Raw genomic sequence first — 15,500 nt, 5'->3', positions numbered from 1 at the left:
TCGTCGGGGGGCCCGGAGAGGAGGGCCTCGAAGAGCACCTCCTGCGCGGCATCCGGGTCGGTGAAGGCGAGGGTGAGAATCTCCTTGCAGGGAAACAAGAGCGGTGGTGGTCGCCGCGATGATTTGAGGGCTAATATGTCTATGATTGACCTTGTCTTCCCCGCGCGTGGCGGCGGGGTTCCGCTGGACCATGGCTATGTCCTGTTCTCCGCGCTCTCTCACCGGCTTCCGGGATTGCACGAGCGCAAGGATGTCGGAATCTTCAACCTGCGCGGCACCCAGGCGCGTGGGAAGTCACTTCACGTGGGCCATGGGACGCTGCGCATCCGCTGCCCCACGGAGGCGCTGCCGCTGTTCTTGCCACTCAACGGCGCGGCGCTCGCCGTGTCCGATGGTGAGGTCACCCTGGGGGCTCCTCGCGTTTTTCCGTTGGATGCACCCGTGTCGCTCTCCTCGCGGCTTGTCACCTTCAAACACGCCATTGACGACGCGACGTTTCGTGCGTCCGTGCAGAGAGCCCTCGCGGAGCTGGAGTGCGAAGCGACGGTGCATGTGGGCCGCAGACGCGTGCTGGCCATCGCGGGGAAGAAGGTCATCGGATATGCCCTCACGCTGAGCCACCTGTCCGCGCGCGCGTCCCTGCTCATCCAGGAGCACGGGCTCGGCGGCCGGCGTCACATGGGCTGCGGACTCTTCCTGCCCACGCGTCTGCGGGTCACCGCGGGGCCACGCATCGAGGACACACAAGCGGAGTGCTTCGCGTGAACGCCCCCTCCCGCCTCCTCGCCAAGAGCGCACGGGCGGGAGTTGCGCCCGTGTCGCTCGAAGCGCATCTGCTCGATACCGAGGCCGCCGCTGTCGCCCTGTTCGCGGCCGAGCGGCGCCTGTCTTGCAACTTCCGCCGCTTCTTTCGCGTGGCTCCAGAGGACTCGGAGCGCTTCGTGCTCCATCTGCGTCTGGCGTGTCTCTTCCATGACCTGGGCAAGGCCAACGCGGACTTCCTCCAGGCGGTGCAGTCGCGGCACGCCACCCTCCAAACACTTCGCCACGAGCACCTCTCGGCGTTGCTCCTGCATCTGCCCGAGGTCCAGCAGTGGCTCCTCGGGTCCGCGTCGCTTGATGTCGATGTGCTCACCGCCGCGGTGTTGTGCCATCACTTCAAGGCCGCCGAGGGGCCCGGGCCTCATCGCTGGTGCCAGCACCGGGGCCCCGTCGCGCGGCTCTCGCTGCACCTGGACCATCCAGAGGTGCGAGCGGTGTTGCGCCGGGTCTCGGAGGTCGCGGGGCTGGGGCCGGCCCCCTCGCTCCCATGTGTTCCGTGGGGACCCCAGGCGCCATGGAGCTCCGCGTATCAACATGGCATTCAATCCGCTCGCGCGTTCGCGTCGCGTGTCCACGAGGAGCCTCAGCGGCGCTCTCTGCTGCTCGCGGTGAAGGCGGGGCTCATCGCGGCGGATGCCGCGGCCTCCGGGCTCGTTCGCGAGGGGCATCCCATCCTCGCCTGGCTGGAGGACATCACCCGCAAGCCTCGCCTTCTTCCGGAGGATCTCGCTCGCGACATCCTCGACCTGAAGGCCGCGCGCATTCCGGGCTTCGAGCTCCGTGAATTCCAACGGAGGGCAGGCGGCCTTGGGGCGCGTGCGTTGCTTCTCGCGGCCTGCGGCTCGGGAAAGACGCTGGCGGCGTGGAAGTGGGCCGAGGCCCAGCTTCGAGAGCGAGAGCTGGGGCGCGTCATCTTCCTGTACCCCACTCGAGGGACCGCCACGCAGGGGTTCAAGGACTACGTGAGCTGGGCACCGGGTGTCGACTCCGCGCTCGTTCATGGCACCGCGCGCTACGAGCTGGAGGCAATGCGGAGCAATCCGGAAGAGTGCACCGCGGGACAGGTCTCACAGGACGAAACCACCGCGCGGCTCTTCGCGCTGGGCCTCTGGTCCAAGCGCTACTTCAGCGCCACCGTGGACCAGTTCCTCGCCTTCCTGGAGCACGGCTACGCGAGCACCTGCCTCCTGCCGGTGCTCGCCGACAGCGCGCTCATCATCGATGAGGTGCACAGCTTCGACCGGCACATGTTCGATTCGCTGGTCGGTTTCCTTCGAGCATTCGACCTGCCCGTGCTGTGCATGACCGCCACGTTGCCGGCCTCGCGTCGCGCGGAACTGGAGCGCGCCGGGCTGCGTGTATACCCCTCCGAGGCGGACCGCCGCGGTCTGGAGGACCTGGAGCGGAGCGAGTCACACCCTCGCTACCGACTGACCGCCGTGGAGGATGAAACCGCCGCGTTCAACGTCGCCGTCGAGTCCTTCCTCCAAACGCGGCGTGTTCTGTGGGTGGTCAACCAGGTGGGCCGCTGTCAGTCCCTGGCGCGGAGGCTGCGTGAGGCGCTCGGGGTGGATGTGCTCTGCTACCACAGTCGATTCCGGCTGGAAGACAGACACGTGGCTCACCTGCGCACGGTGGATGCCTTCCGAGCGTCCCCGCAGCCCATCATCGCCGTCACCACCCAGGTCTGCGAGATGAGTCTGGACCTGGACGCGGATGTCCTCATCTCCGAACTGGCTCCCGTCACCGCGCTGATTCAGCGCTTCGGACGCGCCAACCGGCACTTGTCGCGGGGACTCGAGTTCCGGGCCCGGCTGGTGACCTATGCGCCCGAGAGGGCTGCTCCGTATGACACGGAGGACCTGACTCGAGCCTCGATGTTGCTTGACGCGTTGGGCTCTGGGGACGTGAGCCAGCGACGGCTCGCGGAGGCGCTGGAGCGTCACGCGCGCGGAGAGAGGGATGCGTCGGGGGGCTCGCGCTTCATCGACGCGGGGTACTTCGCGACGCCCGGCTCCTTCCGCGACTCGGACGACTTCGCACGGCCGTGCCTCCTCGATGAAGACCTGCCCCGGGCCCACGCGCTCCAGGTGGCTCGGAAGCCGTGGGATGGGCTCATCGTCTCCGTGCCGCGCTCCAGTGTCCTCGGCGAGGCCTCGCGTCCGGCCTGGCTTCCCGCTCACTTGGGCGTCGCCGAGGCGTCTCGCTACCACCCATGGCTGGGCTTCCAGTCCGAGGAGACCGTGTCATGAAGACTCGCGCTACCTCCCGCCGCAGTCCTCGCACGAAGGCACCTCCCTCCGCGCGTGGCTCCCCGCGAAGCCGGAATGATGCGTCCCCTGAACGGACCGCGCCGCTGGTGCTGGACTATCAGCTCGCGGAGTTGCCCACAGCACAGCATCGCGCGGGGCTGGCCGGGCTCGTGTTGATGCTCAGGTGGTTGGAGCGCCTTCCCGGCGCGAAGCCTGGCACGGCGCGACTCGCGCGGCTGGATGACGCCAGCGCCCGCGTGGAGTTGGACCCGAGGGGCCTGCAACGCCTCTTCGATGAGCTCTACGCGGCCCGTCTGGAGGAGAAGTGGGAGAAGAAGCCCCGAGACGGAGCGCGCCCGCTCCGCGAGGACGTGAAGGTCGTCCGGGACAAGAAGGGAGAGACTCGGCGCGAGCGGTACTTCATCTACGAAGTCCCCGTGCCTCGAGCGGGGCTCTTGTTGTCGATGGACCCGACCGCGTCGGACCGGACGGGGCACTGGGTGAAGCTGTGGCGCGACATGTTGTGGAGCACGCTGCGGGGTGTACCCACGACGAGAGGGCCCTTCATCTCCCGAGCGCTGGGTGAGTCCACGTCCGATGCCGCGAAGGCCTGGAAACTCCTCACCGCGAAGCGCAGGCGCGCCTCCGTCTCGCTCTCCAGCACGGAGCTGCTGGGGGCGATGGAGCACAACGCGGAGGGTGTCTCCTTCGAGGACCTGCCACGCACGGCGTTCCTCCTGCACTTCTGGCCCTATGTCACGCAGGTCTATGTGCCGCGGACGCTCGTGGTGAAGGAGCGGCGGGTTCTCTCGGATCCCCGTGGCTATGCGCTGGCCATTCCCGACGTCGCTCGGCTGCGCACGTTCTGCGAGGTCCTCCCCCGGGCGCTCCTGGGCCGAGGCACCGCGCTGCGCGGCTTCCGACCCCAGGAGTCCATGGTCGACCTGGCGGTCGAGTCCGCGCTGATGACCGGACAACTCCTCCGGCGGAGGCTCTCGAAGGCCGAGGGCGCGCTCGCCTACAGCTCGTTGGTGTGGGGATACGACGTCTTCCACCTGGGCAAGGACGGCAACAACGTCCGCACCCATGGCGCCTCGCGCTTCGAGCCCGAGGTGGAGATGGTGGACGCGTATGCGGCACTCCAGGGCTCGTTGAAGGATGCCCTGTTTCGACGCACCTGCCTGCTCAATCTCGTCAAACAGCGGCCCTGGTACGCGGGCTTCGACCGCGTCTTCGCCACCTCGCCTCACGAAGTCACTCTCGGCGCCATGGCCTTCCGCCAGGACGCTCGGCTTTCCCTGGAAAGGCATATGCACATGGACTCGAACGCATCTTCTCCGTCCGCGCCGAGCCTGGAGCAGCTCGTGTTCCAGGTGGCTCGGCACTACGTGCTCGTCAAGTTGGAGCGCAAACACAAGCTTCGGTGGGACGCCGTCAAGGATGACCCGTCGCTGAAGAAGACCTACAACGAGAAGAAGGAGGTCGTGGCCCGGGATGCGTTTCTCGCCGTGCGCAGCCGTTCGGGGCAGGACTTCATCGCGTACTTCGCTGGAACGCTGTGCTCGGTCCCTCAGCACCTGCCCGTGGACCAGTTCGTCCGTCTGTCGCAGGCCCTGCAGACGCAGCACGAAGACATGAAGACGTTGACCCTGTTGGCGCTCTCAGCGAACGCCTGACCTCTTCCCATTTCATCGAGGAGTCTCCCATGTCGCACAAGAACCTGTTCGCCACGGTCCTGACCTATGCCGCTCCCAGCTCCAACTACCGGGGAGAGAGCGAGGAGAACCGCACCGTCCTCCAGAAGATTTCACGGGCCGGTGGCGCCGAGCACACCGTCATCAGCCCCGAGTCCATGCGCAATGCGTTGCGCGAAATCCTGACGAAGTACGGTCTGCCCATGAACCGGCGGCGCCTCCATGACGAGGACCAGCTCGCCGTCGAGTACAAGGACTTCCCCAACGCGGAGAAGTTCGCCGATGACTTCCTCTTCGGGTTCATGGTCGCCGACCCGAAGACCGCGAAGAAGCATGGAAACCGGCCATCGAAGCGCGACAGCGTGCTGCGCATGAACCTGGCTGTGGCGCTCGAGGCCTACCGCTTCGATGCCACCTTCCATCAGTCGCCGCTCAATGCCGGGAAGAGTCCGTGGAAGAACGCTCCGACCTCCGCGCTGCTCCACCGGGAGGTGACCTATACCGCGTACCAGTATCCCTTCGCGTTGGCCGTGGCGGACTGTCTGGTCGTGAAGCAGGGCAAGCGCTGGGCTTCGGCGCTGCTCAAGGCCTTGGGTGAGTTGTCGGGAGTGGCGGGTGGCCATGCTCGCAGCCTCTTCGAGATGGCTCCGCGCAGCGTCGTTGCGCGGCTGACGCCCTCTCTGGTGTCGGGGTATGACAGCTACGGCTTCGACAAGGAGGGCGCATTCCCGGAGTTGGCCCGGCTGACGGGGGCTCGCGCGGACCTGGACGCCCGCGAGTTCTGGCTTGGGGGTGAGCTGGTCCGGCGGATGAAACCCGAGGAGCGCGCGGCGCTGGAGTCGAAGGGGGCGAGTCTGCACGACAACGCCCAGGGGATGCTGGAGCAGCTGGCCACGGTGGCCTTCGCGGAGGCGTAGATGGAACGGCTATGGCTGTTCGTCAGGGCGCCGTTCGCCGCGTACCGCGCGCTTCAGGCGGGGGTGTATCGCTCCTCCGCGCCCTTCATGCCTCCGTCCGCCGCGCATGGGTTGGTCCTGAACCTCGCGGGCGTGGAGACTCGGAGGGCGTCGTCAGGCGAGGCGACGACGCGCATGCGTGAGGACGTGCCTTGCCTGCGGATCGCGGTGGGGCGCGTGGGGGCTCCACCGGAGCTGGCCAGTCTCTATCAGCAACTGCACACATATCCGGTGGGGCCCTACGGCAAGACGCTCAAGGCTCGTACCCATGGGGCGAAGCACTGGATTGTCCCCGTGCGTCGCGAGCTGCTCGTGGACCTGCGGGCTGTCATCGGCGTGGAGTGCGCGGAGACGGGCCTGCTGGAGGCGGTTCGCTTGGGGCTTCGTGGCGCGGGGAGTGGAGGCCGGTATGGACTGCCCTTCGCTGGGGACAACAACCTCTTGTTCGACTCGGTGGAGGTGTTGGCGGCTCCTCCGCTGGCTTATTGGTACTCGCGGCTGGAGCCGGGGGAGGAGACTCGGGCAGGGTCGTATCGGATGACCGTGGGGATTGACCGCGAGGATTCAAGCCGCACGCGTCGCGAGTTGATGGCCCCGCTGGAGGTTCCGACGCTCGAGCCCCCTGAGTCCGCGTGGAACTGGACACCCGGGTCCCCACGGGCTCGGGTTGGTGCGGTGGATTCGGTTCATTGAAAGGGAAAGGGTAGAGCGCTGCAGTGGGAATCGAGAGTCTGGAATTGCGCTCACTCCAGTTGTGTCTGTTATTTTCTGAGGCGGGAGCCTTTCATTGGGGGGCGGTTCCATGAGTCCTGAAACCATGAGTCCTCGACCTGTTGTGGTCGAGCCGACGCTGCGTGTCCATTCGCTGCATGCGCTCGCGTACTGCGAGCGGCTGTTCTACCTGGAGGAAGTCGAGGAGGTGCGGGTGGCGGATGCGGCCATCTTCGCCGGCAGACGCCTGCATGCGCGGCTGGAGCAAGAGGGCGAGCGGGTGGAGGTGGAGGTCTCCAGCGAGGTGTTGGGCCTGCATGGCAAGGTCGATGCCGTGCGCGAGCGCGCGGGGACCTTGGTGGTTCATGAGCACAAGCGCGGTCGACATGCGTCTGGGGAAGGTGGACCGGAGGCGTGGCCGGGAGATCGGCTTCAAGTCGGGGCGTATGCGCTGTTGGTGGAGGAGTGTTTTCCGGGGACCGAGGTGGAGTGCCGGGTCCGTTATCACCAGACAGATACGACGGTTTGCTTTCCATTGGATGAGCGGCTTCGCCAGGACGTGGTGGCGGCGGTTGCTCGGGCTCGGCTCTTGCGTGCCTCGGGGATGCGCCCTCCCGTGACGACGGAGGAGCGCAAGTGTGCTCGCTGCTCTTTGGCACCGGTGTGCCTGCCGGAGGAGGAGCGGATAGGGAGTGGAGCGGAGCGGCCTCGGTTGTTTCCGGAGGATGATGTTCGACAGGTCCTGCATGTGACGACGGCGGGGAGTCGGGTGGGGCGGGCCTCCGATGAGTTGGTGGTGACGCCGCCTGAAGGGGAGGGCGAGCCCGTGCGGCTCCCTGTGCGGACGGTGTCGGCGCTGGTCTCGCATGGCGCGGTGCAGGTCAGCTCGCAGGTGTTGGCGCTCTGCGTGGAGAGGGACGTGGGTGTGCACTGGTTCACCTCGGGAGGGCGTTACCTGGGGGGACTTGGTGGAGGGGGTGGAAATGTGCAGCGGCGGCTGCGCCAGTTCGAGGCGTTGCGCCAGGAGGCTGTGTGCCTGGGGTTGGCTCGGCGGCTGGTGGCCGCGAAGCTGGAGGGGCAGCTCCGGTTCCTGCTGCGAGCTTCTCGTGGGGATGTGGCGGCTCGCGAGGTGATGGGGTCGGCGGTGCGTGATTTGAGTGCGCTGTTGCCTGGCTGCGCGGAGGCGGCGTCACTCGACGTGCTGCCGGGCTTGGAGGGGGCCGGGGCCGCGCGCTACTTCGGGGCGCTGCCGTATCTGCTGGGGGATGATGTGGATCCTCGGCTGCGCTTCGATGGGCGGAACCGGCGTCCTCCGCGGGACAGGTTCAATGCGGTCCTCGGGTTTTTGTATGGGTTGGTGCACCGCGAGGTGGAGGCCGCGATTCGTTCGGTGGGGCTGGATGTGGCGTTTGGGTGCTTTCATCAGCCGAGGAACTCGGCGGGGCCGCTGGGATTGGATGTGATGGAGCAGTTCCGTGTGCCCCTGGCGGACATGCCGCTGGTGGCGTCGTTGAACCGTCGGGCATGGGATGCGGAGGCGGACTTCGAGGTGACGTCCGACAGGCTCAGCAAGGTGGGGCGCGCGAAGGCGATTGAGCTGTATGAGCGACGGAAGCGGGAGACGTGGAAGCACAACGTCCTGGGGTACTCACTCAGCTATGCGCGCCTGGTGGAGCTGGAGGTGCGGCTCCTGGAGAAGGAGTGGACGGGGACGCCGGGGCTGTTCGCGACGTTCCGCCTGAGGTGAGCCATGGCCGAGCCGAGGCGGTGGTACTTGATTACCTATGACATCCGGGACCCGAAGCGATGGCGCAAGGTGTATGCGTTGTTGAAGGGGTACGGGGAGTGGTTGCAGCTCTCCGTGTTCCGGTGCTTGTTGACGGACCGGGACCGGGAGCAGCTCCGGTGGGAGCTGGCACGGCGGATGGACCCCGTGGATACCTTGTTGGTGATTGGGTTGTGCGGTGGCTGTGTGGAGCGGGTGCGGGCTATCAACCCCGGGGAGGACTGGCCGGAGGAGCCACCGCCGTTCCGCGTGCTGTGAGGCGCTGGACATTCATGCACCTGCGCCTGGCGGAGAGGGTTTCACGCGGAATCGGGTGAAAAGCTGAGGTCCGACGCGGGGTTGAGTGCTCTTTGACAGGTGAATAGGTGCTTGAATGGGTAAAAGCCTTGGGATTTCAGGCGGTTGGCGAGGCGAGGACGCGTGGAGGATGCGGGAGATGGTTCGTAGGGTGGGGGTGCTTGAAAAGGGGGGACGTAAGTGGCTGGAGTTCCTTGCGAATTGAGCGGGGCTCCGTGGCTCGCCGTGATGCCGGAAGGCGTTGAGCACAGAAAGCCATGACTCATAGTACAAAAGGTCCCACCGTGGCTCGCCGTGATGCCGGAAGGCGTTGAGCACCCGTAGAGCTGGGGCGGGAACGTCTCGAACGGGATCGGGAGCACCGTGGCTCGCCGTGATGCCGGAAGGCGTTGAGCACGCGGTGATGATGCCGCAGGACGTGCCGCCGCGCAGCAGCCGTGGCTCGCCGTGATGCCGGAAGGCGTTGAGCACCCTGGCAGTCGGTGCTTCTCTGCATGCGTACGCTCACCGTGGCTCGCCGTGATGCCGGAAGGCGTTGAGCACGAGGTGACGGCCATCGGGTTGGACTCCACCTCGGTGGGCACCGTGGCTCGCCGTGATGCCGGAAGGCGTTGAGCACAATACGTCGAATCAGTTCCAGCACCACCCACCCGTGGCTCGCCGTGATGCCGGAAGGCGTTGAGCACAGTTTTCGCTTACCTTTGGGATCTAGCAGTTTGAACCGTGGCTCGCCGTGATGCCGGAAGGCGTTGAGCACTCGTGGAGAGGCATGATGACCTTCAGGGTTCAACGGCCGTGGCTCGCCGTGATGCCGGAAGGCGTTGAGCACCAGGGCGTCTCGCGCAACGGCACGGGCGCCAACGCCGTGGCTCGCCGTGATGCCGGAAGGCGTTGAGCACCAACTTCAAGACTGGTCAACGTAGGAACCCAAAACCCAACCGTGGCTCGCCGTGATGCCGGAAGGCGTTGAGCACGAGGCCCGCTCTCTGATGGTGTGACACCAAATGAGAACCGTGGCTCGCCGTGATGCCGGAAGGCGTTGAGCACAAATACTCGTCCCAGGTCACTCTCTCGTCCATAGTCTACCGTGGCTCGCCGTGATGCCGGAAGGCGTTGAGCACCAGCCCACGTGCGCGGCCAACCACTCGGCGCGGCCCGTGGCTCGCCGTGATGCCGGAAGGCGTTGAGCACCCTGCGACAGGAGCTCCGGGAAGAGCGAGTGCAATCCCGTGGCTCGCCGTGATGCCGGAAGGCGTTGAGCACTTCACGTGCGAGGCCAAGGGCGCGGAGGCGCACCGCCGTGGCTCGCCGTGATGCCGGAAGGCGTTGAGCACCTAAGAGGAACCCTAAGAGGTCTACTGGTTATCCTAATCCGTGGCTCGCCGTGATGCCGGAAGGCGTTGAGCACCCAACGTTGTTGAGCGATGCTTCCAACCCCGTCACGACCGTGGCTCGCCGTGATGCCGGAAGGCGTTGAGCACATGTTGGTTCCCAGGAGCTTCGACACACCCCTGACCGTGGCTCGCCGTGATGCCGGAAGGCGTTGAGCACTCTCGAAGTCGGCGCACGCTTCCGCATCAGCGTCGACCGTGGCTCGCCGTGATGCCGGAAGGCGTTGAGCACTAGCAGGGTGTTGAGAAACCCCTCCGAGGGATCGACACCCCGCACTGTGACGTGGTGTCCTCCGCGCATCGGAGGCAGCGATGCGCGGACGGCCCAAGCAGCAGACGACGCTGTTCAGCTTGAGGACGCCGGGAGACCGAGTCCCGGCGGCCCATCCGCTGCGCAGGGTGAAGGACATGGCGGACGCCGCGCTGGCGGCGCTCTCGCCGACGTTTGATGCGATGTACAGCGACACCGGCCGGCCGAGCATCCCGCCGGAGCAGTTGCTGAAGTCCTGCTTGCTCATGGCGTTCTACTCGGTGAGAAGCGAGCGGCTCTTCTGCGAGCAGCTCGACTACAACCTCCTCTTCCGGTGGTTCCTCGACATGGGGATGGAGGACGCCTCCTTCGACCACAGCACCTTCTCGCAGAACCGGGACCGGCTCCTGGAGCACGACGTCGCCCGGAGATTCTTCCTGGCGGTGATGAGTCAGGCGCAAGCGCGGGGCTGACCAGCAGCGAGCACTTCAGCGTGGATGGCAGCCTGATTGAGGCCTGGGCATCCCTGAAGTCGTTCCGCCCGAAGGACGAGAAGAAGGAGCCGCCCGACGACAAGGGCAACCCGACGGTGACTTCCACGGGCAGAAGAGGGGCAACGCGACGCACGCCTCGACAACGGACCCGGAGGCAACGCTTGCGCGCAAGGGCAACGGCAAGGAGGCGCGGCTGGCCTACAGCCTCAATGGCGTCATGGAGAATCGCAACGGGCTGCTCGTGGACCTCGCGGTGATGCCGGCGAATGGCTTCGCCGAGCGCGACGCGGCGGTGATGATGCTCGAGGGGCTGAAGTCCCGAAACGCGCGCGCTTCGGTGGGGGCGGACAAGGGCTACGACACGGCGGACTTCGTCGCGGACTGCCGGCGCATGGGAGTGACGCCTCACATTGCGCAGACGACGGATACTCGACGGCGCTCGGCCATCGACAGGCGAACGACGAGGCCTGCCGGATACGCCCTCAGCCAGCGGATACGGAAACGAATCGAAGAAGTCTGGGGCTGGATGAAGACGGTGGGCGGCTTCCGTAAGACGCGCTTCAAAGGCAGGGAGCGGACGGAACTGGCGGCCTACCTGGTAGGCGCCGCGTACAACCTGGTGCGGATGGCGCGGCTGGTTGCCGCATAATAGGCGCCCTTCGCCCTCCGCCTCGCTTGGATGACAAGGTTGAGAACGAAGGGCACGGAGAGGCCCGGTCTCATGCCTTCAAACCGGGCTTCTTCAACACCCTGCTAGCCCAAGATTCGACGTTCTGTCGAAAGGAAGTACCCGTGGCTCGCCGTGATGCCGGAAGGCGTTGAGCACTGGTTTGCCAACGGGCACCCTGGGTTTCTCGTCACCGTGGCTCGCCGTGATGACGGAAGGCGTTGAGCACCCGAGCCACGTGGCGATGGCATCCCTCACGGACTTCAACCCGTGGCTCGCCGTGATGCCGGAATGCGTTGAGCACCCTGTCGCCAGGTCCAAGATTGCGGCCCGCAATCGCTCGACCGTGGCTCGCCGTGATGCCGGAAGGCGTTGAGCACGTGGTGCCCTTGTCGCGCAGCTCGCGGGCCGTCTGCCGTGGCTCGCCGTGATGCCGGAAGGCGTTGAGCACGAGGCGGACGACCCGCTCCAATTCTGGGCCTTCTGCTACGCCGTGGCTCGCCGTGATGCCGGAAGGCGTTGAGCACCTGGGCATGCCTGCTTCTGCGGACGCCCACGACGCGGGGGCCACCGTGGCTCGCCGTGATGCCGGAAGGCGTTGAGCACGCTGTCGTAGGAGTGGACTGGCCCGAGTGAGGAGACCGTGGCTCGCCGTGATGCCGGAAGGCGTTGAGCACATGGGAGCGGTGGCGTCGTCTTGGAGCCGAATGGCCACCCGTGGCTCGCCGTGATGCCGGAAGGCGTTGAGCACAGAATCTCGGCCTTGAAGGTCTTCACGACAAGATCATCCGTGGCTCGCCGTGATGCCGGAAGGCGTTGAGCACCCATTGACGAGGCTGCGGCGCGCCTGCACTGCTCCCCCGTGGCTCGCCGTGATGCCGGAAGGCGTTGAGCACCTGCAGGTGCTGGGAACCCATGCGGGGGAGGCAGGCCGTGGCTCGCCGTGATGCCGGAAGGCGTTGAGCACAATGACCCCGATTTTCGCCTTCTTGATAATCATGCTCCGTGGCTCGCCGTGATGCCGGAAGGCGTTGAGCACAAGCGGGTCCCCATCCTCATGGAGCGCTGGGACACCGTGGCTCGCCGTGATGCCGGAAGGCGTTGAGCACTTAGCTCCAGCCGCCGTGCAGTTTGAGCCGTTTGAGACCGTGGCTCGCCGTGATGCCGGAAGGCGTTGAGCACCTCCTACTTCCCTTCACCCTCGCCCTTCACCTTGTACCGTGGCTCGCCGTGATGCCGGAAGGCGTTGAGCACCCAGGATGCCCACCAGCTTCGTCGAAGCGGCCGATCCGTGGCTCGCCGTGATGCCGGAAGGCGTTGAGCACGAGCGGGAGGCGCTCGCGCAGCGCCTGGGAATGGCCCGTGGCTCGCCGTGATGCCGGAAGGCGTTGAGCACCACCCCGCGCGGCGTGAGCACGCCCACGCCGTCCGTGGCTCGTCGTGATGCCGGAAGGCGTTGAGCACTCCTTGTTGCGCTCGGGGCCCGCGCGCCCGCCCAGGCGCTCCGTGGCTCGCCGTGATGCCGGAAGGCGTTGAGTACGACTCCGCGATGAAGGCAACGGCAGCGAGCTGGAGCTCCGTGGCTCGCCGTGACGCCGGGAGGCGTTGAGCAAAACTGGTGAGAGAGGGTGAAGTCGATGTTGGCGTCCGTGGCTCGTCGTGATGCCGGAAGGCGTTGAGCACTCTCCGCGCGTGGTACGCGAGCCGTCCCAGTACAAGGCGCATCTGTCCGCTGTGCGAGGGGTGGCTCAACCCTTCACCGACGAAGCCACGTCCCGGTCGTAACCTGGTGCACCGCGGCAACTCGCTGCTCGGTGGTATGTTCTGGACGGATCGAATGGCATCAAAGAGGCTGGCATTCAATGACTATCATCCCGCGTGGGTGGTCGCGATATGCCCTCGCTGCTCACCAGTGCGCTCGCCAACATCTGACATCCCCCAAACAGCTGTGCTATCTGGCTTTGCATGCTTTTCGCGTACGCGCATGGACGCAGTGGCCTCGTCGCTTCTCTCTCCGCGCTTGCGCTGTCCTCCGGATGTGGCTCCGCGACTGTTGGAGGAGTCGGTATGCCGCCCGCGACCGCCAGATGGGTCAGTCCAGTGGTTCGGTCGCCTGATGGTGGTGAGGTGCGCTTCGCCATCTACTACGGCCCATGGCAGTGCAACACTCGGCAGCTAGCGAGCTGCCAGCGGCGCTGTCGGCGTGAGGGGCGAGCGTCGCTCGGCTGTATCTGGCTCGCGGACATCAAGGGGGATTGGGTCGGGCGATGGATGTTTCTCCCTGCTGAGGCGGGCACGCGGTATCCCCTCACGCACCGTTGCTGTGACTACGCAACGGTGGATCCCGAGAGTGGCCGTCAGCGTTGGGCGAATGCACGAGACGGGTTCCGAAACGAGTGGGCCGAGGAGTTTGGGGCTTGGCCATTGACGGGCGGGCGCAATTGGCCCGCGCATCATATCCACGACCTTGCCCATGGCGGCCATCCAACAGCCCTTCGCAACTTGTTGCCCGTGCCGCCCGATGTCCATACCGTGATCAACGGAGCCTATCCCCAGTGCTACGCGCGCAGCCCCAAGTGGTCCACCCCTGGGCCGGACCTGCCCTATAGCGACTAGACATGACTCCATCGTTCGATCAACTGCTGGACGCCGTGGTGCGAGAGCACTACCCACACCCGCCCGCGACGGAGCTGGAGATTGCGGCGTTTGAGGCCCGCGCAGGCTGGCCCCTCGGCCCCGAATTGCGCGCCTTCTACTTGCGTTGCAACGGCGCCGAGTTGTTCGCTCCGCTCCCCGAGGCGAACTACTCCATCCTGTCGCTAGGCGAAGTGCAGCGCGCCCGGATTCGCATGCGCGGCACGGATGATGACTCCGTCAGTCCGGGAACATGGTGGGTGCTCGTGGACTGTCAAGACTCGGACTTCATTCTCGTGGACGCTTCAGGGCGAGCACCGTATCCAATGCTCGATGCGTTTCACGAAACGTTTCCGCAAGTGAAGCAGGTGGCTGCGTCCTTTGGGGAGTTCTTGTCGCGGGCGCTCACGAGCCGCAATCGCTTGTACTGGCTCCAGAAGCCATAGAGGACTCAGGTAGTCATCGAATGTGCCCATCGGCGCGGGGATGGACTGGAGCTGGGCTCACGTCGAGCACGACACTCCCGCGCTTCCGCTTGCTCTCGACGCGTGTGTACGCGTCCCGGATTCCCTCAAGAGGAAACGCGCTGTCGATGACCGGGCGGTACTTTCCCTGTGCCGCCAGCTCCGCCAGGTAGCGCATGTCCTCGGTGCGCTCCGTGCCCACTCCCGAGATGACCCGGTGTCCGGAGAGTCGGCCCTGGAACAGGGCGGTGAACTGTCCCGCGAGACTCGACACGATTCGGAGCAGCCTCCCTCCCTGCTTCAACAGCGGCCGCACGCTCCCGTACTCAACACTCCCCACGCAGTCGAGAATCACGTCGTACTGCTCGCTCCGCGCCGTGAGGTCTTCTCGCGTGTAGTCGATGACGTGCCGTGCCCCCTGTGACCGCACCAGCTCCGCGTTCCCTCCGCTGCACACCGCCGTCACCTCCGCGCCGAACTCCCGCGCGAGCTGGATGGCCGCGATTCCCACCGCCCCCGAGGCTCCGATGACCAGGAGCTTCTCCCCGGCCTTCACCTTCGCCCTCGCTCGCAGATAGTGCAGCGCGGTCAGCCCTCCGAAGCAGAGCGCGCTCGCTTCCTGGAAGCTCAGGGACGCGGGCTTGGCGATGACCCGCTCCGCCGCGGACATGACCTTGAACTCCGCATGCGCCCCCATCCCCATCCCGGCCACCGCTATCACCGCGTCACCCACCCTGAAGCCCTCGACTCCCTCCCCCAGTTCCTCGACCACCCCTGAGATCTCCGACCCCAACACCGGCTGCCTCGGCTTCGAGAACCCCATGGCCAATCGCATCAACGTCCCATAGCCCCTCGGCACCTCGAGGGAACGGATGCGCCAGTCCGCGGAGTTCACCGTCGTGTTCACCACCCGGATGAGCAGCTCTCCCTGCTTCGGTCTCGGCTTCTCGACCTCGCGCAGTTGAACCACCTCGGGGCCTCCATACCGTTCGACACAGGCGGCGCGCATCGTGGCCATGGTTCGGACTCTCCTTTGGCTTACAAGGTAAGCCATGCTTAGCTTGCGTTGTAAGCCACGGTCA

9 protein-coding genes, 1 pseudogene and 2 CRISPR repeat arrays are annotated in these 15,500 nt (G+C 66.0%); of the genes and pseudogenes, 9 read left to right on the top strand and 1 reads right to left on the bottom strand.

The features are described 5' to 3' along the window. Positions 1–141: 141 nt before the first annotated feature. The 9 genes and pseudogenes from cas6 (at position 142) to MYSTI_RS39290 (ending at position 14,400) form a co-directional block, all read left to right on the top strand. Entirely contained in the window at positions 142–765 is a 624-nt protein-coding gene (gene cas6 / locus MYSTI_RS39330; protein ID WP_233278105.1) for a type I-MYXAN CRISPR-associated protein Cas6/Cmx6, read from the top strand. Continuing rightward, positions 762–3,074, top strand: a complete 2,313-nt coding sequence (gene cas3, locus MYSTI_RS39325) for a CRISPR-associated helicase Cas3' (protein WP_015353454.1) — start codon at positions 762–764, stop codon at positions 3,072–3,074. The genes cas6 and cas3 overlap by 4 nt, the downstream gene beginning before the upstream one ends. Then, positions 3,071–4,750, top strand: a complete 1,680-nt coding sequence (gene cmx8, locus MYSTI_RS39320; RefSeq protein ID WP_015353453.1) for a type I-MYXAN CRISPR-associated protein Cmx8 — start codon at positions 3,071–3,073, stop codon at positions 4,748–4,750. Before cas3 ends, cmx8 begins: the two co-directional genes overlap by 4 nt. A 29-nt stretch (positions 4,751–4,779) precedes the next feature. Further along, the gene (locus MYSTI_RS39315) at positions 4,780–5,685 is read left to right on the top strand and encodes a CRISPR-associated fruiting body developmental protein R (protein ID WP_015353452.1); all 906 of its coding nucleotides are present in this window, start codon (positions 4,780–4,782) and stop codon (positions 5,683–5,685) included. Then, the gene (gene cas5 / locus MYSTI_RS39310; RefSeq protein ID WP_015353451.1) at positions 5,686–6,417 is read left to right on the top strand and encodes a type I-MYXAN CRISPR-associated protein Cas5/Cmx5/DevS; all 732 of its coding nucleotides are present in this window, start codon (positions 5,686–5,688) and stop codon (positions 6,415–6,417) included. A gap of 124 nt (positions 6,418–6,541) precedes the next feature. Beyond that, on the top strand, positions 6,542–8,182 hold the full coding sequence (locus MYSTI_RS39305; RefSeq protein WP_233278104.1) for a type I-MYXAN CRISPR-associated endonuclease Cas4/Cas1: 1,641 nt from the start codon (positions 6,542–6,544) through the stop codon (positions 8,180–8,182). A gap of 3 nt (positions 8,183–8,185) precedes the next feature. Next, a complete protein-coding gene (gene cas2, locus MYSTI_RS39300; RefSeq protein WP_015353449.1) occupies positions 8,186–8,479 on the top strand; it encodes a CRISPR-associated endonuclease Cas2 in 294 nt (97 codons plus the stop codon). A 252-nt stretch (positions 8,480–8,731) separates the two neighbouring features. Next, positions 8,732–10,141: direct repeats of the CRISPR family, unit length 36 nt; unit sequence CCGTGGCTCGCCGTGATGCCGGAAGGCGTTGAGCAC. A gap of 80 nt (positions 10,142–10,221) precedes the next feature. After that, positions 10,222–11,302, top strand: a pseudogene (locus MYSTI_RS39295) (IS5 family transposase). A 141-nt stretch (positions 11,303–11,443) separates the two neighbouring features. Continuing rightward, positions 11,444–13,003: a CRISPR direct-repeat array (repeat unit 36 nt; unit sequence CCGTGGCTCGCCGTGATGCCGGAAGGCGTTGAGCAC). Positions 13,004–13,938: 935 nt separating this feature from the next. Continuing rightward, positions 13,939–14,400 (top strand): SMI1/KNR4 family protein, encoded by a 462-nt coding sequence (locus tag MYSTI_RS39290; RefSeq protein WP_015353442.1) that lies wholly within the window; start codon positions 13,939–13,941, stop codon positions 14,398–14,400. Positions 14,401–14,413: 13 nt separating this feature from the next. Here MYSTI_RS39290 and MYSTI_RS39285 read toward each other — a convergent pair whose 3' ends face one another. Further along, positions 14,414–15,436 (bottom strand): NAD(P)-dependent alcohol dehydrogenase, encoded by a 1,023-nt coding sequence (locus MYSTI_RS39285; RefSeq protein ID WP_015353441.1) that lies wholly within the window; start codon positions 15,434–15,436, stop codon positions 14,414–14,416. Positions 15,437–15,500: the final 64 nt, after the last annotated feature.

The organism is Myxococcus stipitatus DSM 14675 (genome assembly GCF_000331735.1).
Classification (GTDB): domain Bacteria; phylum Myxococcota; class Myxococcia; order Myxococcales; family Myxococcaceae; genus Myxococcus; species Myxococcus stipitatus.
This window is presented reverse-complemented; position numbering and strand designations above follow the sequence as displayed.

Coding starts and splice junctions, on each gene's coding strand:
- cmx8 (WP_015353453.1), top strand. CDS start 3,071: ATGAAGACTCGCGCTACCTCCCGCCGCAGTCCTCGCACGAAGGCACCT.
- MYSTI_RS39315 (WP_015353452.1), top strand. CDS start 4,780: ATGTCGCACAAGAACCTGTTCGCCACGGTCCTGACCTATGCCGCTCCC.
- MYSTI_RS39305 (WP_233278104.1), top strand. CDS start 6,542: ATGAGTCCTCGACCTGTTGTGGTCGAGCCGACGCTGCGTGTCCATTCG.
- MYSTI_RS39290 (WP_015353442.1), top strand. CDS start 13,939: ATGACTCCATCGTTCGATCAACTGCTGGACGCCGTGGTGCGAGAGCAC.
- cas5 (WP_015353451.1), top strand. CDS start 5,686: ATGGAACGGCTATGGCTGTTCGTCAGGGCGCCGTTCGCCGCGTACCGC.
- MYSTI_RS39285 (WP_015353441.1), bottom strand. CDS start 15,436: ATGGCCACGATGCGCGCCGCCTGTGTCGAACGGTATGGAGGCCCCGAG.
- cas6 (WP_233278105.1), top strand. CDS start 142: ATGATTGACCTTGTCTTCCCCGCGCGTGGCGGCGGGGTTCCGCTGGAC.
- cas2 (WP_015353449.1), top strand. CDS start 8,186: ATGGCCGAGCCGAGGCGGTGGTACTTGATTACCTATGACATCCGGGAC.